Source organism: Streptomyces sp. M92, from assembly GCF_028473745.1.
Taxonomy (GTDB): Bacteria; Actinomycetota; Actinomycetes; order Streptomycetales; family Streptomycetaceae; genus Streptomyces.
This window is the reverse complement of record NZ_CP101137.1, coordinates 4575994-4595682: the sequence shown is the minus strand read 5'-3', so window position 1 is coordinate 4595682 and position 19689 is coordinate 4575994. Positions and strand designations below refer to the sequence as shown.

Here is a 19689-nt window from a genome sequence, read left to right as displayed (position 1 = left end):
CAGGCCCGGCGTCGCTGGTGAGCCCGGCAGGCATGGCAGGCCCGGCGTCGCTGGTGAGCCCGGCAGACCCGGCAGACCCGGCAGACCCGGCAGGCGAGTCCGCGCTCCGCGCCCCCTGTCGGCCCCCGGTGGAAACCCCCCACGGCTGCTCCGCCGGTCGTCGCGTCGGCCGGCCGCCGGCCGGTCCGGCGCCGGGGAGCACACCGTTCGTGGACTCGGCGGCGTCCTGCGGACCGGGCTGGGCGGGGATGGCTCCCGTGATCGGTGCCGTCGGCTTCCTCATGACGCCCTCCGGGGTTCGTCCGTGAGCCGGTGCAGTACGCCGGCCAGGCTCCGGGCCGTGGCCGCCCAGCCGTTCAGGGCCGCGCGGCGGCCTCGTGCCGCGGCCTTGAGCCGGCGTCGTACGTCCGCCTCGCCGAACCATCCGCGCAGTTCGGCGGCGAGCGCGGCGGGCTCCTCCGGCCGGACGAGGATGCCGGGCACCCCGCCGTCGGGCGCGCGCCCCACCGCCTCCGGCAGGCCGCCGACATCGGTGGCCAGCACGGGGATGCCGCGCGCGAGGGCCTCCGTCACGGCCATGCCGTACGTCTCGGCGTAGGAGGTGAGGACCAGGAGGTCGGCGGTGGCGTAGGTGGCGTCCAGTTCCGCGCCGGAGCGCGGTCCGGCGAGCACCAGCCGTTCCGCCAGACCATGCCCCGCGATCCGCTCCCGCAGCCGGTCGACGTACTCGGGGTCGTGCCCCAGCCCGCCGACGCACACGCAGCTCCACGGCAGGTCGGCAATGGCCGCGAGCGCCTCCACCAGCCGGTGCTGGCCCTTGCGCGGGGTGACGGCGGCGACGCACACCAGCCGGGAGACGCCGTCGGTGCCGGGCGCGAGGGGCGCGATGTCGGCGCCGGGCGCGGCCACGTGGACGCGGGCCGGGTCGAGCCCGTGGTGGGAGACGAGCCGGCGCACCGCCCAGTCGCTGGTGGCGACGACCGCGGGGACGGCACGCAGCACCGCGCGCTCGCGGGCGTCCAGATCGGCGGCGACGGCGGCATCGAGGCCGGTCTCGTCGCCGAGCGGGAGGTGGACGAGGACGGCCATGCGCAGCCGCTCCGCCTCCGGGACGACGATCTCCGGTACGCCGCAGGCGACCAGCCCGTCGAGCAGTACGACGGCTCCGTCCGGCAACCGCCGCAGGGAGCGCGCGAGTTCGGCGCGCGCGGACTCGTCCGGCCGTGGCCAGGCCCCGTCGACGGGCAGCCCGCGCACCCGCCAGCCGAAGCCGGGCAGGTCCAGCCGCACGCGCCGGTCATAGGCGTTGCCGCCGCTGGGCGCGGCCGGGTCGTCGACCCCGCCGGGCATGACGAAGTGCACGGAGCGCAGGGACATGGGGACGATCCCGCCGTTCCTCGGGGCGGCCGTCGTCTGTGCGGGCACGTACGTGAGACGAGCGCGTCCCGGAGTCGGCGTCGGGGGAACCGCCGGTTCGGTCGACATGCCCGTCACAGCGCACGCTCGTAACTCGCCCAGGCGACGTGCGACTCGTGCAGGGTCACGGTGAGGCCGGCCAGGCCCCTGGCCCCCTCGCCGAGCGCGCCCTTGCGCACGCGCTCGGCGAGCCGGTCGGCGACGACCTTCGCCAGGAACTCGGTCGAGGTGTTGACGCCGGCGAAGTCCGGTTCGTTGTCGAGGTTGCGGTAGTTCAGCTCGCTGACGACGGCGGCCAGCTCCCGGGTGGCCAGTCCGATGTCGACGACGATGTTGTCGTCGTCCAGCTGCTCGCGCCGGAAGGTGGCGTCCACCAGGAACGTCGCTCCGTGCAGGCGCTGCGCCGGCCCGAAGACCTCGCCGCGGAAGCTGTGGGCGATCATGATGTGATCGCGGACGGTGATGCTGAACAACGGACGACCCTCCAGGTGTGGCACGTCTGGTCCCCCGCCTGTCGCTGCGCGGGGTACCGTCCTTTACGGCCGGGTGCCTCCCCGTGTTCAGCGGCCGCGTCTCTTTCTCAAGGTCAGGCGCCGATGACTCGGTGCGGCCTCAGTCGTCGTCCCCGGCGTACCTGATCCGGTGGCACAGGGCGGGGATCTCGCCGGAGGCCAACTCCGGCATGATGTCGGGCAGTTCGCCGAACGAGGACTCGCCGGTGACGAGCGCGTCCAGCGCCGGGTCGGTGAGCAGGTCGAGGGCGAGGGCGAGCCGGTCGGCGTAGGTGCGGGTGGCCGCGCGCGCCGGGGAGACGGTGCCGACCTGGCTGCTTCGCAGGGTCAGGCGCCGGGAGTGGAAGGCCTCGCCGAGCGGGAGGGCGACGCGCCGGTCGCCGTACCAGCTGAGTTCGAGGACGGTCCCCTCGGGCCGCAACAGCTCCATGGACCGGGCGAGCCCCTCCTCGCTCGCGCTGGCGTGCACGACGAGGTCGAGGCCGCCGAGGGCGTCGGCGGGGGACGCGAAGCCGACACCGAGCGCGTCCGCCACCTCGGCACGGTCCGGGTCGGCGTCGACCAACTGGACACGGACGCCCGGGAAGCGGGCCAGCAGCGCGGCCACCGAGCAGCCGACCATGCCGCCGCCGACCACGGCGATCCGGTCCCCGACCAGGGGCGCCGCGTCCCACAGCGCGTTCACGGCGGTCTCCACGGTGCCGGCGAGCACGGCCCGCCCGGCGGGAACGTCCGGGGGCACCGGGATGGCGGCGGCGGCCGGGACGACGTACCGCGTCTGGTGCGGGTACAGGCAGAAGACGGTCCGGCCGACGAGGTCACCGGGTCCCGCCTCCACCACCCCCACGTTGAGGTAGCCGTACTTCACCGGCCCCGGGAAATCGCCCTCCTGGAACGGCGCGCGCATGGTGCCGTACTGGCTCTCGGGCACCCGGCCGCCGAAGACGAGCGTCTCCGTGCCCCGGCTGACCCCGCTGAAGAGCGTACGCACCAGTACCTCGTCCGGCCCCGGCTCGGGCAGCCGCACCTCCCGGATCACGCCACGGCCGGGCGAGTCGAGCCAGAACGCACGTGCGGTGCCTGTCATCGGATGTCCTCCTGAACGATCGCGAAGCCCCCCACGTACCGAGGGATGCACGAGCCGCGCACAGTAGCGGCGTCGATCGACTCTGTCACTCGGCCGGAGGGTGTTCGGTGGCCCTGAACAACCTGAACAACCTGAACAACACGTACGACGCTTATGACACTTATGACGCTTACGGAACTTATGGCGCGAGGCACGTTCAGCAGGAGACCGCGGTGGGGGCGGCCGCGCAGATCCTCCTGCTCGCGCTGCTCGGTACCGCGGTCGGCATGGGCACCGCGGGCTGGCTGACCGGCCTGGCCTTCGCGCTCGCGTCATGGGCGGTGCTCTCCCGGGCCCTGCAGCGCTCCCGGCTGCCGTCGTTCGGCCCGGCCAACCGGGTCACCCTCGGACGGACCACCCTGGTCGGCGGCGTGACGGCACTGGTCGCGGACTCCTTCAGCGGCACACCGCCCGTCTCCCTCCTCGTCGGCCTGACGGCCGTGGCCCTGCTCCTGGACGGCGTGGACGGCAAGGTCGCCCGCCGCACCGGCACCTGCTCCCCGCTCGGCGCCCGCTTCGACATGGAGGTCGACGCGTTCCTGATCCTGGTGCTCAGCGTGTACGTCGCGACGGACCTGGGCCCGTGGGTACTGCTCATCGGCGGGATGCGCTACGTATTCGTCGCCGCGGCCCGCGTGTGGCCGTGGCTGACCGCCCCGCTGCCGCCGAGCACGGCCCGCAAGACGGTGGCCGCGCTGCAGGGCGTACTGCTGCTGGTGGCGGGCGCCGACCTGCTCCCGCGACCGGCCAACGCGGGTGTGGTGATGCTGGCGTTGGGGCTGCTGGCGTGGTCCTTCGGCCGGGACGTGCTGTGGTTGTGGCGGACGTCACGGGTACCGCGGACGACACTGGCGCGGGCGGCGGTGCGGGAGCCCGTCGCCCGGTGAGCCGGGTCGCGGAACGTTCGCCTCGTTCGCCGTCGGCAGCTTGCTGTTCCGCCTAGGGTGTCGATCATGTTCAAGTCAGGGGTGGGGTTCCTCGCGTTGTTCGGGCTGGGCTGGTGGCTGCTGGCCTCGAGTGCGTTCGGCGGCTCGGTGCGGCCGGCCGGGGTCGTGGCCGGCTGTGCCGTCGCGGTGGGGCTGATGCTCACCGCGCGACGCGTTCTGCCCGCGTCGGCGGGTGGTCCGTTCCCCGCCGACCGGCGCCGGCGATTCCTCCAGATCAACGTTCTCCAGTGGCTGTTGATCCTGATCACCGCCCAGGTGTGCGCCCGCGCCGGGGCTCCCGCACTCATTCCCCCGCTGATCGCGATCGTCGTAGGACTGCACTTCCTCCCGCTCGCGGCGGTGTTCGAACAGCCTCGGCTGCGCGTACCGGCGGCCCTGTTGAGCGCGGCCGGAGTGTCGGGCGCGGCGGTGTGGCTCATGGACGGACCGGACCGGACCGTCCGCCTCGTGGTGGGCCTCGTCTCCGCACTCTCCCTGTGGGGCATGGCGATCTGGACGGTCACGGGCGCGGCGTCCGCCGCCGGCCGTGACGTGAAGGGGTGAGAGTTCCGGCAGCACCGGAGGGACTCAGTGCCGCCGGGGCAGCAGCCCCGCCGCCGCCAGCGGTACGGCGGCCAGGACAAGCCACGGCACGGCGCTCGGCAACCCGGCGTCCAGCAGCAGCCCGGTCGCGGAACTGCCGACGAGCACGATGAGCCCGGAGACCGAGGACAGCGCCCCCGTGTACAGCCCGAGCCGTCCGTCCTCGGCGAGGTCCGGCACCCAGGCTCGGGCGACGGGAGCGACCAGCATCTGCCCGAGGGTGAGCAGGACGACGAACCCGGCGGCGGGCACCAGCCCACCCGCCCCCGTCCACCCGGCGGGCCGCGCGACCGCGACGACACCGAACCCGGCCGCGACGAGCACCAGCCCCGCCACCATCGACCGGCGTGGCGCCAGCCGCTCCCCCGCCCACCGCGTCACCGGCAACTGCGCGGTCACCACCAGCAGCGAGGACAGTGCGAACAGCCAGGCCAGCGGTGCCTGTGAACCGGCGGCCCGCTCCACCTCGGCGGGCAGGGCGAGGTAGAGCTGGTTGTAGGCGAGCAGGTAGGCGCCGTACGCGCAGCACAGTGCGAGGAAGCGCCGGTTGCGCAGCAGCAGCCGCGCCCCGCCCTTGACCCGGACCCGCGCCCGGCCAGGAATGTGCTGCGGCAGCAGCCAGGCGTGCCCGGCGAGGACCAGCACGAAGACACCGGCCCCGGCCAGGCAGGCGGTACGGAAGTCGACGGCCAGCAGCAGCGCGCCGAGCAGCGGTCCCACGAAGGCCCCCGCCTGCCCGGCGACGGTGAACAGCGCGAGCACCCGGGTCCGGTCCCCGCCGCCCGCCTCCTCCCACGCCACCGCCTGCCGGGCCACCTCGGACTCGACGGCCGGAGAGAAGAGCGCGGCGGCGAACCCGACGAGCAGCACGGCCGCCACCACGGCCCAGGTCCGCTCCGCGAACCCGAGCCAGACGAACCCGGCGATCCGCAGCACGCACCCGGCGAGTACGACGGGCCGGACGCCGTACCGGTCGGCGAGCGCCCCGCCCACCACGAACAGCCCCTGCTGGCTGAAGGTCCGCAGCCCGAGCACGAACCCGACCAGCCACCCCGCCATGCCGATGCCCTGCCCCAGATGCTCGGAGAGGAAGGGCAGCACGGCGAAGAAGCCGATGTTGAAGGCGAGCTGGGTGAGGACGAGGAGCCGCAGCAGCGGCCAGAGCGGCGCGGCCGCGGCGCCGGCGGTGCCTGGCTTCCGTCCGGTGAACAGCGAGGTCATCGAGGTCATCGGGTTCCGACCAGTTCCTTGTCCACGTCCTCGTCCTCGTCCTCGGCGGGCTGTCCGGCGACGACCGGACCGGCGCCTCCGCGTCGCCACCGGGGCCGGCGCAGTCCGCCCGCCGCGGTGACGGCGAGGGCGCCGAGCAGGGCGAGGACGGCGGCGGGGGCGAGGACGGCCCAGGGCGCGCGTTCGGCGTACGGCTGGTTCTCGGCGAGGAGCAGTCCCCACTCGGGCGACGGCGGCTGGGCGCCCAGCCCCAGGAACCCGAGCGAGGCGAGGGAGAGGGCGACGGCGGGCAACCGCAGCAACGCGTGCCGCAGGACGGGCGGCAGCACGGCCGGCAGCAGTTCGCGGCGCAGCAGGTACCAGCGTCCCGCCCCCAGCCCCCGGGTGGCGGTGATGTGCAGGGTGGCGCGTTCCTGGCGCAGCAGCGCGGAGGTGTGCGCGGCGAGCGGCGCCCAGGCGACGGCGCCCACGGCGAGGGCGGGCGTGGCGGTTCCGCTGCCCGCGACGGCGGTGACGAGGAGGGCGACGAGTACCGGCGGCACGGCGTTGACGGTGTCGACGAGCGGCCCGGACACGCGGGGCACGAGCCCGAGGAGTACGCCCGCGAGCAGGGCGGCGGCGCTGATGGCGGAGGCGAGCAGCAGGGTGTCGAGCGCGCCGTGCCCGACGCGGGCGAGCAGGTCGCGCCCGAGGGCGTCGGTGCCGAAGGGATGGTCGAGGGAGGGCGCCAGCAGCCGCTCCCCCGTGTCGAGGGCGAGCGGGTCACGCGTCAGCCCCACCCCCACGACGGCGAGCAGGACGGCACCGTAGACGAGGGGGAGCGCGCCTCCGGCGGGCGGGGCGGGCCGGTGCAGGGAGGACAGGGCGCCGTCGCGCAGGGCGGGTCCGGTGAGCCGCCGGGCGGCGAGGCGGGTGGCGCCGGTGGCGAGCGCGGCGAGGATGACGAGAGCGAGGGTGCCGGCCTGGAGGACGGGCAGGTCCTGGGCGAGGGCGGCCTGGAGGGTGGTGCGCCCGAGGCCGGGAATGTCGAAGACCTGCTCGACGGCGACGGCACCGCCGGTGAGCCCGACGACGAACAGCCCGAGGTTGGGCAGCAGCGCGGGCACGCACCGCCGCAGCGCCTGCCGTGCGATGCGCCGGCCCGTCAGCCCGCGGGCGGCGGCGGCCAGCGCCCAAGGCTCACCGAACGCGCCGGGCAGCAGATCGTCCAGCAGCCGCCCGATCACAGCCCCGGCGGGCAGCCCGAGGGCGAGCGCGGGCAGCACGGTCCACCGGGGCCCGTACCACCCCAGCGCGGGCAGCCACCCCAACTGCACCCCGACGACGGTGGCGAGCACGGAGGCGACGAGGAACTCGGGCAGCGAGGCGATCACGGCGGACCCGGTCCCCCCGCGTCGCCGCCCACCGAGCCGCCGCCGGGCCCCGAGCCGCAGTGTGCGGGCACAGATCAGCCCGGCGGTGAGGGCGGCGACGACGAGCGCGACGGACATGAGCAGCAGCGACGCCCCGAGCGCTCGCAAGACGTCGGGCAGGACGTCGCTCCCGGAGATCCACGACTGCCCGGCGTCCCCGCGCACCAGCCCGCCGAGCCACCGCCCGAGCAGGTGCAGCGGCCCGCCGTCGAGCCCCAGCTGTGCGCGTATGCCGGCGAGCACCTCGGGTGTGGGCTCACGCTCGGCGGACCGCGCCTTGAGCACGGTGTACGCCGGATCGGTCTGCGTAAGCCACGGCAGCAGCCCGATCCCGCACACCAGTCCCGCCGCCAGCACGACCCGCCACACCACGGTGGCCACCCGCTGCCGCACGGCTCAGCGCCGGGTGCCGGTACCGACGAGGGTGCGCTCGTACGGGTCGAGGATCACGCCCTGTACGGAGTCGGCGACGCCGGTGATGATCCGCTGGTGCACGAGCGGCACGACGGCGTCACTGCCGAGGATGCGGGCCTCGGCGGCCATGGCGGCGTCCTGCCGCTTCGCGGTGTCGGCGACCTTCTCGGCGTCGGCGACGGCGCGGTCGACGTCCTTGTCGCAGAGCTGGGCGATGTTGAACCCGCCGTTGCAGGTGTAGTCGCTGGCGAGGACGGCGACGGGGTCACCGGTGTCGAGGAGGGTGTTGCGCGCGAGCACGAAGGCGTCGAACTTGCCGTCCAGGGCGTCCTGCTCCAGCCGCGAGTACTCCCGCACGGTGAGCTTCACCTTGAACCCGGCCTTCTCCAGCTGCTGCTTGACGACCTGTGCGACCTCGGGCAGCTCGGGCCGGTTGTCGTAGGTGGCGAGGTCGATGGTGCCCCCGCGGGGCTCGGCCGCCTCCGCCCGCCCGACGGGCGCGGTCCGCTTCCCCTCGGCCCAGGTCACGGCGGGCCCGTAGATCCCGGCACTGGGGTCGGCGTACCCCTCGTACACGTCCTCGGCGAACACGGAGGTGTCGACGGCGGCACGCGCGGCGGCCCGCTGACCGGCGTCCTCGAAGGGCCCGGAGGAGGCGTTGAGGAGCAGGCTGGTGGTCCGGGTGGTGGCGGTGTCGCGCCGCGTCTTCTCGTCGAGCGTCGCCGCCTGAGCCACCGGGACGGCCTCGGCGATGTCGAGCTCTCCGGTGCGCAGGGCGTTGGCGCGCGCGGTGCCGTCGGCGATGAAACGGGCGTCGATCCCGGAGGCCTGGGCGCGCCCGCCCCAGTAGTCGTCGAACCGGTCGAGGGAGGCGGAGGTGGCCCCGTTGACCTCGGTCAGCTCGAAGGGACCGGTGGCGTGGCCGACGGGGTCGACACGGCCGTTCCCCTTCTCATAGGCCTTCGCGGAGAGGATGGCGAGACTGGGGCTGGACAGCCGCAGCGGCAGTACGGGGTCGGGCTCGGCGGTGGTGATCCGGACCACCCGCTCCCCCTGCGCCTCGGCACTGAGGGTGACACCGGCGAGGGCGGCGGGCGCGGGCTCGGCGTCGGTGGCGTGGGTGAGGGAGTCGGCGACGGCGTCGGGGGTGACTTCGCCGCCGTCCTGGAAGGTGGCGTCCCGGAGGGTGAACTCCCAGGTCTTCTCGCCGTCCCTGCGCCAGGACTCGGCGAGTGCGGGGGCGGCGGAGCCGTTGGCGTCGAGGGCGGTGAGGCCCTCGGTGACACCGAGACGGCTGAGGAGGGTGGCGTCGGCGCCGTACGGGGAGAGGCTCTCGGCGGGCGGGAAGGCGAGGGCGACGCGGAGACGGGCCCCGTCCCCGCCGTCACCGTCCCCGGAGCCGTCACCGCCTCCGGAGGCGAAGCAGCCGGCTATCAGCGGGGCGAGCATGAGGGGGGCGAGCAGCCGGGAGCGGCGGTGGGAGCGCATGGTCCTCGGATCGGTCGGGGGGCGTGGGGGGTTGGCGGACTGGAGCGGCAGCGACCAGGATCCTACATGACAATCATTTCCATGATCGCGGCCCCTCCTTCACGCCATCGGCACATCGAAGTGCACGATCCCCTGCCCGCCCCCCGCATCCTCCCGCTCGTCGTGCACGACCTTGGCGAGCGACCGCCAGAACGGCTCGGCGCCGGTGACGGCGGGGTCGGTGTGCAGGTACACGGCCCGGTACCCGCCATCGGCGGCGGCGAAGGCGAGCAGCTCGTCCACGAGCCGCCGCGCGAGCCCGCGCCGACGGTGCTCGGGCCGGACGTACACACGACGCAGCTGCGCGGTGACGCCGGAGGGGTAGCGGTCGGCGACGTGCGCGGGGTTCGGGGGGTGTGCGGGGCCACGGGAGTCGAGCGCCCCGGTGGCGACGACCTCGCCCTCCTCATCGACGGCGACGAGGAGGGTGTGCCGCTCGGGGGTCACATAGGCCCCGGCCAGGTCGATGATGTCGCCGTGCCAGCGGGGGACGTAGCCGGTACCGAAGTCGCGGTAGACGGTGTCAAGCATGACGGCTCGGGCGGCGTCCTGGTCGGCGGGGGTGGCGGGGCGGAGGGTGTAGTCGGTCGTACGCACTTGCACATTGTACGCAATAAGGAAACCTGCTGGTCTTCACGCCCCGCCGGCCCAACGGCTGCACAACCGTCGACGTCCGTTCAAATACCTTCCGTCACTGCCGCCTGCGGCTCACCGTTGACCGTGACCGCGGGGTCGGCCTTGATCACACGCAAGGACATGTCAATCGGTGCGGGACGGACGTTCGCTGATTCGGCTGCCGAGAGATGACGGACGTTCGAGGAGCCGTCGGCGAACGGCCGCACGGTGTGGGCCAAGAGGCGCGTCAGTTCCTCCTCAAGGCCGTGCTGAAGTGGTGTGCCGTCCGGACCGAAGGAGTCGATCTCGCGCTCGGCGAGTTGCCTGCCGGTCGCCGTGTGGGTGGCGGTGAAGCGCAGGATGCCGCTCTCGTTGTAGCGGAACTTGATCTCGATCGTGTTCCGGCGGATGTCCTGTTCGCGGGTCGGAAGTTCGACCTCGATGTTGGCCAGGGGGAAGGCCCGGTCGCTGTCAGCCGAGTAGCCGACCTCGCCCTCGATCACCGGCACGCGCACCGAGGAAGCACTCGGCGTATCAGGATAGAAGTTGGCCGAGCCTTCCGCGGGGAGAGTGGCGTTGCGTCGGATGATGGCGCGGAAGCCCTTCTGCTCGCCCGCACTCACGGCTGTTCCCAGGTCGTAGCTGGTCACGAGGGAGAAGTCACTGTCGTCACCGAGTTCTCCGTCAAGGGATGCCGCATAGATGGCCGCGCCTCGAGCGACGGCGGTCATGGGTCGGCACAGGCCGCTGTCGACAATGCGGTCGTGGCCGAGGAGTTCACCCAACGCGTGACGTACCTGAGGGATCTGCGAGGTGCCCCCGATCATCAAAACCGAGTCAATGGCATCGGAGGTGATGGCCAGGTCTTCCAGAGCCTGCTGGACCGCCTCCAGGGCACGAGTGATGAGCGGGGTGATCGCCTCGGTGTACTCGGCCCCGGTGATCCTGACCTCACGCTTCGAGATCGAGGGGGCGAGACCGACAGGGAGATCGAAGAAGAGAGCGTCGTCCAGCGGCACGGAGGACAGGGCGATCTTCGTCAGCTCGACCGACCGGCGCCACCGGCGTCGTTCGGCCTTGGTGAGCTGGTCCGCGGCCAGGCCGATCTTCTGCTGGATCAGCCGGGCCAGGGCGTTGTCGAACTCAAGACCTCCGAGGGCGGTGATGCCGCGGGAGGTCTGCTCCTCGAAGAGGCCGTCGTCGTATTCCAGGACGGTGACGTCGATGGTGCCGCCGCCCCAGTCGAAGACGAGGAAGCGACCGGGGATCGGGACGTCGCGGACGTACGAGATCGCAGCCGCGGTGGGCTCGTTGAGGAGGGCCCGGACCTTCACTCCGCCGAGCGCTGCCGCGGCACGGGTGCGGTAACGGGCGCCGCCCGTCGCCTTGGCGGGGACGGTGACGACCGCGTCGGACAGGTCGAGCAGCTGCGCGGAGACGCCTTCCTTCATCCGACTGAAGAGAGAGGCGGCCGCGACCGTGCTGTGGAACTTCTCCGAGCCGACCCAGGCGTGGTGCTCCTCGAGCTGTGCAGCGACCTCGAGGCCATCGACGTCGCCGTCCTGCTCGGCACCGGAGCGAGTGCCGAGCATGCGCTTCACGGCATCGAGCGGCTCGGTGGTGCCGGTTTTCGCTTCCCAACCGAAGCAGAGAGTGCGCTGGAGGTCGCGGACGGACAGCACGGACGGGAAGAGCTGCTCGAACTCCGACATCCGCCACTGGGCGGGCACATTGTCGCCGTCGACCGGCAGCACTTCTGCGGTGTGCCCGTTCCAGTGGGCCACCACGGAGTTACTAGTGCCGAAATCGATACCGAAGGTCATCGTGTCCCCCTTTGCTTCATCCGGCGGCCCCCGCTGTCCTCAGCGCGAGTGCGCGACTCGCCAGTTGGCGCCGCCGTGTCCCTCTGCTGTTTATCGGGGTCCTGCCCCCGGTGATGCTTCTTTCTCTCCGGCTTCGCGGGGGCGTCCCTCTGCGACTGCCGACCGGCTTCTGCATGATTCGCCCGGCGTTTCTGCCCCGGCGTCATTTTGCGGGGCTTTTGGATCGGAGCCTCGGCCACGGTCCGTAGCCAGCCGCGTTCGACGAGTTTCCCGGACTCCTTGTCCACGTAGGCCGGCACCATGAGTTCAAAAGCGACAGGCTCTCGCTCCACCACGGTTGGCTCGTCTTCCACGACGTTGAACAGCGACAAGTCCTCTGTTTCACTGACAATTCGCAGACCTGCCTTCGCCACCTCGTGGTCGATGCGTCTCAGTGCCGCCGTCAGGTTCTTAGCCTCCAGCGCCTGACGATGCAGGACAGCCATCTGGGCCAGGTGCATCTGGCGCGTGTGCATGCCCTCCAGCACGCCCTTGCGTACCGCCTCGGTGAACTGAGGAAGTACTCGGCGCATCAGCTCGGACCGGAAGGCGGAAACCAGTTCGGCGTCGGTCTCCTTGCCGTCCAGAGCTGCGACCAGGCTCCGTGCCGCCTCCTCCAGCTCCATATCCACGACCGGCAGAAGCGTCTCGTTGACCGATTTCAGGATCGCGGCGGCATCCAGGGTCCCCGGAGTGAACTCCGGGATACCGCTGTCGGCGTGCCTCCAGGGCCTCTTCTTCGCGGCCCTGGCTTCACCGAGGCTCCGGACGCTGCCATCCGTCGATTCATGTCTCTTGGTCTGCTTGGCCTCGTCACGCTGACTGGAACCGCTGTCACTTTTACCGGCTTTGTTGCTCACGATGTGCTGCTCTCTGGATCTTCAAGGGCTGCGGCGTTTTGAGCAGCCGGGGAAAGACGCTCTGTCGCACTGGTGATTATTTCGCGGGCCGCCTCGGTGCGGGACCACGCACGGTCGCTGGCCGTCGGCGGCCCGGTGAGCCTCTGCAGGGGCTCGGGCGGGAGTTCCAGGCGGTGGCTCGTGCCGGTGGGCTCCTTCCAGCGGTGCGGGGCGAGCGGGACCGCGAACCGGGGTAGCTCCTGCTGCTCGCGCTCGGCCGTTTCAATCATGTCCTTGGCACGGTTGATCCGAACGCGGCCGCTGTCATCGAGCCTCTTTCTCAGAGCCCGCCAAGCCTTCTTCCAGTCGTCCGCCCCGTCGGGCACGCCCAGCACCAGGTATGGGTTGAGCGGCTGGTCGCGTCCTCCGGAAGGCCGATCTTCGAGGAAGCTCCGGTTCTTCCGCAGCATGGCCACGACGCCTCCGCCGAGCTGGTCCCGCACCGGGGGACGGCCTTCAGCATCCTGCTCCAGGAGGTCGAAGTGCTCGATCATCCCCTGGCCGGCGTGCAGGTAGGCCTGGATGTTCTGGGCCTCCCAGCGCACCGGCTGCGAGTGATGCCGGAGCCTGGCCGCCACAGCAAGCGCCGTCTTCCTCCGCTGTTCCGCCGTCTCGCCGTCTCCGTGGAGGAGGGCTCGATGCATCTGCCGCACGGCCCTGATCAGGGTCCGCACTCCGATCCAGCCGTTGAACTTCTTGTTGCTCGCGGTGCGCACGCCGGGATGGATCCGTTCCAGGAGAACCCACAGCCGCTCGTCGGCGACAAGATCCTCCGGGACATTCGCGGTCCGCCGCACCTCGCGGAGCGCGTCGAGAAGCTTCTGGGTCGGTGGCAGGAGGTCAGTCCACTCCTCGGCGATGGCCTTGGCGTCGTTGGCCTGCAGCCTCACCAGCAGACGCCAGTCCGGCGGCCAGTCACGTCCAGGGTCTGTGTCCGGGGCTGCCTCCCGCCGCTCCCGTTCCAGAGGCCAGGCCAGCAGGTCCATCTCCTCGTCGGTGAGGGACACCGGGTCCAGGCGGGCGCGGAAGTAGGCGGCACGGGAGGTGCCGTCGCACTCGGGGGCCGCGCCGATCCACTCCTCGTCGATGTAGTCGTCGAGCAGGGGCCGGGGAAGGTTCGCCAGGAGCGCCCTCTGCCGAGGGGCCGGCAAGTTGCTCTCCATCAGGCGACGGTCGTCCTGGTAGATCTGCCACATACTGCCCGGCTCTCCCGGGAGCGGCAGCGGCTGGTCCTCCAGCAGAGCGTGGGCGCGGTCGCTGAGCTGGCCGGTGAGGACATCCAGCCCGTGGTCCTGTGCCATGACGAGCAGGGAGACGCCCGTGACCGGGTTGTCCTGCCGGAAGGCCGCGTCGGCCGCGGCCCTGGCCAGCTTCTGCGCGGAAAGCGTCCTCGTCTGCGTCTTCAACACCTCGGGCAGCATGATTTCGGCGAAAAGGCGGGCGCGCTCCCAAGCCTCCCGGTCTGCGAATCCTTCAGGGACCGGCTGCGACGTGACCGGTTCCTGCTCCGGCTGCTTCTGCGACGAAACGGCCGGAGCAGGGTCACCGACGGCTTTCGTGGCCGGCGGTGTTTCCCCGAGTGTCCGGGCCTGACGGAGGGCGAGGCGGCGGGCGATCTCGCGCTGCCGGAGTTCCTCCAGCCGGCCCTGCTCGCCCTGGCCCGCTCCCAGCGGGGTTCCTGACGTCATCAGAGCTCCTCCGCGAAGATGTACACCTGCTCGATCACAGCGGCAGGGGTCCGGTCCAGGCTGTAGGAGTCGGCGAAGGCGATCCTGGTGGCAAGGCCACTGGCACGGACTTCGCTGCGCAGGGCTCGGAGCCGTTCGTTCCCGCACTGCTCGTCGGCGGACTCCAACGGGTGCTTGACGGCGACCGCGACAGGCTCGCCGGTGAAGTCCGAGGTGAAGAGCGCCACCGGCCCGGCGGTGGTTTCCTTCAGGCTGACGGTGGGCTCCTCGTCCGCCCACCCCCGCAGCAGCACGGTGTGTTCATCCGGGGCGACCTGCAGTTTCCGGCCACGCAGGGCGTCGGTCAGGTCACGGGCGAGCCGCCAGTCGTACAGCGGGTGGAGGCGCATGTTGGAGTAGTCGCGCAAGCAGGCGTAGCAGGAGCTGCGGCAGCTCCGCGCGTGATGGTCCGCCTCCAGGTCGTGCACGTATTGGTCGACCGCCTGGAGGAACTCCTCGATGTGTTCCTTGGAACCGAGGTAGGTGCTGAAGCCCGCGCCGTTGTCCAGGCTGTCCGCCAGATAGGCCATGACGGGAGCGGCCACCGGAGCGTCCGAGCCGTGGATGCCGCTGAGGAGTTCCTCCGGTTGCACGTCCAGGTGCGGGGCGGCTGCGCGGCGAAGCAGAGCCGCCAGTGAGTACCAGGCTGCGCGTCGGCCGTGGTAGGCCTCTGGGAAACCATCGATCTGCTGGGCCTTCGAGATGTCGAAGCGGAGGCCTCGGGTCGTATCGAATGCTCCCTTGGCCCCGATGAACAGCATGTCGGTGTGCTGGGTGGCGCCGAGGGCGATCTCCAGGTCCGCTTCGGCCTTGGGATGGTCCAGAGCTACGTATCCGCGCCACGGGCCGGAGTTCTTGACGAACCGGAAGAGTTTTCCCGCATTGGTGTTGACGATGTAGCGGTCGCCGCTGCCGGTGTGGACGGCCATCCAGTCGTCGGCGGCGCGGTGGATACGCGGGGCGGTCTTCTCCAGGTCGGTGGCGGTCCGTGCGCTGGTGGCGTTGGAGCCGAGCTCCCGGTAGCCGTCGTAGTCCCGTGCCTCGTGGGCGGCCCGGAAACCTGCGGGCTCCCGGAAGGGGACAGCCTTGTAGTACTTGCTCTCCGCTCCACAGGCGGGACAGGTGCCGGCGCTCCCGGTTTCCGGGTCGGTCTCGGCCTGCGGATCCACATGGGAGCAGATCCGGCACATGGCGACCAGCTGTTCCGGTCCGAAGGGATCTTCGGCGGCCTGTACTCCGCGGCCGCTCGGGACGAGGGAGACCACTCCCCTGGAACGGAGCAGACGGCCGTCCTGCGGCGTTTCGCTGCCCGGTGCGAACTTGCTGAGGGCGATGGCCAAGTCCCGGTTGACGGAGTCGGCCGGCGGCCACGGGAAGGTCTTCTGCGGGATGCTCCGGTAGAGGAGGCGGGAGCGGGTCGGGAAGCCGAACATGGGCAGGAGACCGGCCTGTGCGAGGCGCTGGCTGAGGTCGGAGTGGCCGACGGTCCGGGACGCCACCTCGTCGACCTGGCCGAGGAGTTCGTCGACGGCGGCCACCGGATCGATGGCGGCGATGCTCTCCGGTGTTCCGGCACTGAGGGCGGCAGCAGCATCTGTGATGCGGTCCGGGTGCTCGTCGATCCAGCGGCGGACGGCAGCGCGATGCGTCGGCCAGTCGGCGGAGAGACCGAACTGTCCGTGGACGTTGGTCGTCATGTCCGGGCTCTTCCGGCGCCCCTCCGGCTGCAGGGGTTCGAAAGCCTGGCGCAGAATCTCTCCCAGCAGGACCCGCCGGAAGACGGAGACCATGCCGAGGACCAGGTAGGGCGGCGGAGTGGGGTCGTTGGTGATGGCTTCCGGCCGGGCGAAGTAGTGCTCGTCGTGACTACGTCCGCGGCAGACGGTGAGGGCCACGGCGACGGGGCTGTTGCGTCGGCCCGCACGCCCCACCCGCTGCTGGTAGTTGAAGCGCGTGGGCGGCATGTTGGCCATGATCACGGTGTTGAGGGGGCCGATGTCGACACCGGCCTCCATCGTCGTGGTCACGGAGAGCAGTTCCAGGCCGTCTGCCTGCGGGACGTCGTTGTCGCCGAGGAAGACGTCCTGGAAGAGGCTCTGCCGACGCTGGGCCTCCAGCCGGTCCGTCTGGCCGGTCAGCTCCGCGGTGCGCAGGGGGAAGTCACCGGTGCGGTGGGCGGCCTTCCACGCGTAGTAGTCGTCTTCGAGGACTCCGCTGTACTGCTGGGACACGGCGGGCAGCGGGGACAGGCACTTGGTGCACAGCCCCGCGCCCGGGTGAAGGTGCGGGCGGTGGCAGGTGCGACATGTCCAGGTCTTGTTCTCACCGGGGCGCAACGCCACCTTTTCCGGCTTGATGACGTAGTCCACCACGGCGTCCTTCCAGACGCCGAGCACCCGGTCCTCAATCGTCTGCAGGTCGGAGCCCTGACGTTCGGCGCTCTGCTTCCAGAAGCGCTTCAGAGGCGCGGGCGGCCTCTGCAGAGAGGCGCGTATCCGGGTGAAGCGCCGCATGAGTCCGAGAATGCGCAGACTGGCACGCGCCACGGCCTGATCGCTGTCCGGTGCGGTCTCCAGGGGCGAACGGTCATCGCGCAGGCAGAGCCAGCCGAGCCCGAGCGATTCGAAGTCACGGCCGCCCCCGGAGAAGAGGCTTCCGATGGTCTCGAGGCGGAGGCGGGAGCGCAAGCGGTTGAGGAGTTCCTCCTGAGCCTGGGTCTCCACCACCGCTTCCCTGTCCCCCTTCCAGTTGTAGAGCGCTGACCAGGGTTGTCCGGCCGAGGTCTCCTGGAGCGATGCCGCGGGGCCGGCGGGGTTGGTGCCGTACGTCAGCAGCATGCCCTCGAGGTCGGAGGCGAGGTCGTCCAGCGAGGGCAGGGCGGAGAACTTCCGCTCCAGGTCGGGCAGGAGTTCCGGTTCCGCGTCGAGGTCGTCGGCAAGGACGGCCTTCAGGCGCCCCCAGTCCGCCGGATTACGGTCCCGCAGCCGTTCCATGGCGGCACGGGCGTCGGCCCGGTCGACAGCTTCCCCGGCGTAGTGGCCCTTCACCAGTTGGAGGTCTCCGAACGGGTCCCCCTGGTTCTCGACGGCCTGGGCGCTGAGGAGTCGTAGAAGGTCCTGGTGGTGGCGGAGGGCGAGACCGCTGGCGAGTTCGGAGGCATCGTCACGGCTGTCGGAGAAGGCGATGGCCTTGCGCCGGCCGTGGGGAAGGTGACCGAGGGCCTCGGTCACCAGCACCTGGTTGATCTTGTAGAAACCGGTACGCATCCGCCGGACCGGCGCGTTGCGCAGTCGGTCCGGGGACTCCAGCGGGACGAAACGGCCGTCCCTGTCGTACTTGATCTCCCAGTCGTCGCCGCAGGCGGGGCAGCGGGTGGGGAAGGCCTGTAGCCGAGCCGGGTCGTAGGCCGGCTTCTTGCTCTCCTTGTCCAGGGGCACGGAGATGTGGAACGACCATCCGGTGTGCCGGACGTCCCGGTTCTGCAGGCGGCCCGTGGCGGGCTGATAGGCGCTGCGGCGGAACTCGAACTCGACCTGAGGCCCGCCGTCGGACAGGCCCGCGTACCAGCCGGGGTCGTCGAGGCCGAGGCCCTTGGTACGCGGCCAGTACACGACGTAGTTCGCCGCCGTCGGTGCGCCACTGGCCTCGTCAGGGAGCAGGTCCAGGTCCGGGAAGTCGGTGTGGAGGGCACCGGTGAATCTGCGCCGCTGGGTGGCCTTGGGGCTGGCGTACCCGCCGAGCATGAGGTCACCGCAGGCCTGGCAGGAGAGAAGCTCCAGCACCCGAGCTCCGCAGGTGCAGCGGGACGTGGGCTCGGCGAAGAGCCGGCCGACCCTGCGTTCGGGGCCGCGCTCCACGGGTGTGTCGGGGCAGTTGGGGTCGGAACAGGCCCAGATGCCCTCGATGTTACGGAAGAAGAAGTGGGCGCGTAGCTGGGGAAGTCCGGCGTCCTGGGCGGAGCCGAGTATGCGCAGGACGCCGTGGAGAGCCTCCTGGCGCTGTTCCTCGGGGGCGTCCGGGAAGAGGTTCTTCGCCAGTTCGGGGGCAGGCAGGGCACGTGGCTTGCCGCCGGGAGTGAGTGCGCGCTGGAGCGCCGGGCCGAGGCGGGTCTCCCGGGCCAGGGCGACGGCTTGGTCCTGGGTGACCGGGGCCTTCGCGGCCTGGGCGAAGCGATCAGTGTGTGCGGCCAGGTCGCCCGCGCCTCGGATCTCCTTCGCCTTTCCAGGGATGATGACGCGCCGGGAGCCGGGCAGGGCGAAGAACCCGTCGAGGAACTCGTCGTCCCGGCCGGCCTCCAGGGAAGCGGAGGCGGCGAGCACCCGCAGCTTCTCGGGGTTCTTGTCGAGGCCGAGGCGGTGACGGAGGTTGCGCAGCAGGTAGGCCACCTCGGTGCCGGCCGTGCCCCGGTACATGTGGAGCTCGTCGAGGATCAGGGTGAAGCGGGCGTCCGGGGTTTCCTCCAGCCACTTCCTCGTGGCGCTGAAGATGTCCTCCTCCTGTTTGCGGAGCAGCATGATGTTCAGCATGGAGTAGTTGGTGACCATGATGTCCGGCGGCGCGGCCTGCATGTCCCAGCGGGCGTGCATTTCCGCTCCGCCGAGGCGCGGGACGAAAGGCCGCAGCTCTGCGCCGAGCTTTTCGTCGGCCTTGCGCTGCCGTTCCTGAACCTCCCGCAGGTACTGCCGGAGACGGAAGTTCGCCGGCTCCGAATCGCGGGGGCCGGAGACGGGGGTGGCTCCGGTGTAGCGGCCGAAGTAGTAGCGGTGTCCGTTGCGCTTGAGGTCGAGCCATGCATGGGCCTCCCGGCTGTCCAGCGACTTCCGGAGCCGGACCATCTGGTCGTCGGCGAGGGCGTTGGTGGGATAGAGAATCAGTACGCGCATGGCGGCGGGGTGCCCGTGCTCGCTCTGTCGGCTGGGCACGTAGTCGTGGTCTGACTGCCACCATTCCCGCTGCACCGCACGGGTGCCCTGCCAGCGGGCGGACTCGGCCACCAGGTCGGCGAGGACCGGTAGAAGGAAGGACTCGGTCTTGCCGGAGCCGGTTCCCGCGGTGACCACGAAGTCCTTGCCCGCGCAGGCGGCGACCAGGGCGTCGTGCTGATGCTGGTAGAGGCTGGTCACGCCGTCAGGAAGAGTGAAGCGGGCGAACTCGGCCGCGTCGGGGTGCGCCCCCGCTTCGGTGAAGGACTCCGCGATGCCGCCGCCCCGGGAGGCGTACTGCGGGCGCAGCTCGATCAACGGGTCGCGCCAGGCGCCGTTGTCCCGGTCCAGGAGGTTGCGCCGTTCCTCCATCACGGAGCGATCATCGACGCCGAACGGTGTGTCGTAGTAGCGGAAGAGCGCGCTGCGCAGGTCACCGAAAGTGCCCATGACGTCTTGGACGTCGGTGTTCGTCACCGCTACTGCCTGCTGCTCCAC

13 protein-coding genes are annotated in these 19689 nt (G+C 71.3%); 2 read left to right on the top strand and 11 right to left on the bottom strand.

The window, feature by feature from the left end; all coding sequences use genetic code 11:
- Positions 1-279: 279 nt before the first annotated feature.
- From M6G08_RS20595 to M6G08_RS20585, 3 genes are all read right to left on the bottom strand, one after another.
- Positions 280-1485: a glycosyltransferase family 4 protein gene (locus M6G08_RS20595; protein WP_272588630.1), complete on the bottom strand. Its 1206-nt coding sequence runs from the start codon at positions 1483-1485 to the stop codon at positions 280-282.
- Between the two features lie 5 nt (positions 1486-1490).
- Entirely contained in the window at positions 1491-1889 is a 399-nt protein-coding gene (locus M6G08_RS20590; protein WP_217253895.1) for a 6-pyruvoyl trahydropterin synthase family protein, read from the bottom strand.
- Positions 1890-2028: 139 nt separating this feature from the next.
- Entirely contained in the window at positions 2029-3015 is a 987-nt protein-coding gene (locus M6G08_RS20585) for a zinc-dependent alcohol dehydrogenase (protein WP_272588629.1), read from the bottom strand.
- A 122-nt stretch (positions 3016-3137) separates the two neighbouring features.
- On the opposite strand from M6G08_RS20585, the gene M6G08_RS20580 reads away from it, so the two are divergent.
- On the top strand, positions 3138-3941 hold the full coding sequence (locus M6G08_RS20580; protein WP_443049013.1) for a CDP-alcohol phosphatidyltransferase family protein: 804 nt from the start codon (positions 3138-3140) through the stop codon (positions 3939-3941).
- 66 nt (positions 3942-4007) lie between these two features.
- Positions 4008-4544, top strand: a complete 537-nt coding sequence (locus tag M6G08_RS20575) for a hypothetical protein (protein WP_272588628.1) — start codon at positions 4008-4010, stop codon at positions 4542-4544.
- A gap of 24 nt (positions 4545-4568) precedes the next feature.
- On the opposite strand, the gene M6G08_RS20570 is transcribed toward M6G08_RS20575, so the two are convergent.
- From M6G08_RS20570 to M6G08_RS20535, 8 genes are all read right to left on the bottom strand, one after another.
- On the bottom strand, positions 4569-5804 hold the full coding sequence (locus M6G08_RS20570) for an MDR family MFS transporter (protein WP_272591387.1): 1236 nt from the start codon (positions 5802-5804) through the stop codon (positions 4569-4571).
- Between the two features lie 5 nt (positions 5805-5809).
- Entirely contained in the window at positions 5810-7618 is a 1809-nt protein-coding gene (locus M6G08_RS20565; protein ID WP_272588627.1) for an ABC transporter permease subunit, read from the bottom strand.
- Positions 7619-7621: 3 nt separating this feature from the next.
- The gene (locus M6G08_RS20560; RefSeq protein ID WP_272588626.1) at positions 7622-9127 is read right to left on the bottom strand and encodes an ABC transporter substrate-binding protein; all 1506 of its coding nucleotides are present in this window, start codon (positions 9125-9127) and stop codon (positions 7622-7624) included.
- A gap of 99 nt (positions 9128-9226) precedes the next feature.
- On the bottom strand, positions 9227-9763 hold the full coding sequence (locus tag M6G08_RS20555; RefSeq protein ID WP_272588625.1) for a GNAT family N-acetyltransferase: 537 nt from the start codon (positions 9761-9763) through the stop codon (positions 9227-9229).
- An 80-nt stretch (positions 9764-9843) separates the two neighbouring features.
- Positions 9844-11604 (bottom strand): Hsp70 family protein, encoded by a 1761-nt coding sequence (locus tag M6G08_RS20550; protein ID WP_272588624.1) that lies wholly within the window; start codon positions 11602-11604, stop codon positions 9844-9846.
- Positions 11601-12503, bottom strand: a complete 903-nt coding sequence (locus M6G08_RS20545) for a hypothetical protein (protein ID WP_272588623.1) — start codon at positions 12501-12503, stop codon at positions 11601-11603. The genes M6G08_RS20550 and M6G08_RS20545 overlap by 4 nt, the downstream gene beginning before the upstream one ends.
- Positions 12500-13963: a hypothetical protein gene (locus M6G08_RS20540; protein WP_272588622.1), complete on the bottom strand. Its 1464-nt coding sequence runs from the start codon at positions 13961-13963 to the stop codon at positions 12500-12502. Before M6G08_RS20540 ends, M6G08_RS20545 begins: the two co-directional genes overlap by 4 nt.
- A 266-nt stretch (positions 13964-14229) precedes the next feature.
- Positions 14230-19689 (bottom strand): DEAD/DEAH box helicase, encoded by a 5460-nt coding sequence (locus M6G08_RS20535; RefSeq protein ID WP_272588621.1) that lies wholly within the window; start codon positions 19687-19689, stop codon positions 14230-14232.

Coding starts and splice junctions, on each gene's coding strand:
- M6G08_RS20585 (WP_272588629.1), bottom strand. CDS start 3,015: ATGACAGGCACCGCACGTGCGTTCTGGCTCGACTCGCCCGGCCGTGGC.
- M6G08_RS20570 (WP_272591387.1), bottom strand. CDS start 5,804: ATGACCTCGCTGTTCACCGGACGGAAGCCAGGCACCGCCGGCGCCGCG.
- M6G08_RS20595 (WP_272588630.1), bottom strand. CDS start 1,485: ATGTCGACCGAACCGGCGGTTCCCCCGACGCCGACTCCGGGACGCGCT.
- M6G08_RS20560 (WP_272588626.1), bottom strand. CDS start 9,127: ATGCGCTCCCACCGCCGCTCCCGGCTGCTCGCCCCCCTCATGCTCGCC.
- M6G08_RS20575 (WP_272588628.1), top strand. CDS start 4,008: ATGTTCAAGTCAGGGGTGGGGTTCCTCGCGTTGTTCGGGCTGGGCTGG.
- M6G08_RS20550 (WP_272588624.1), bottom strand. CDS start 11,604: ATGACCTTCGGTATCGATTTCGGCACTAGTAACTCCGTGGTGGCCCAC.
- M6G08_RS20540 (WP_272588622.1), bottom strand. CDS start 13,963: ATGCTGCCCGAGGTGTTGAAGACGCAGACGAGGACGCTTTCCGCGCAG.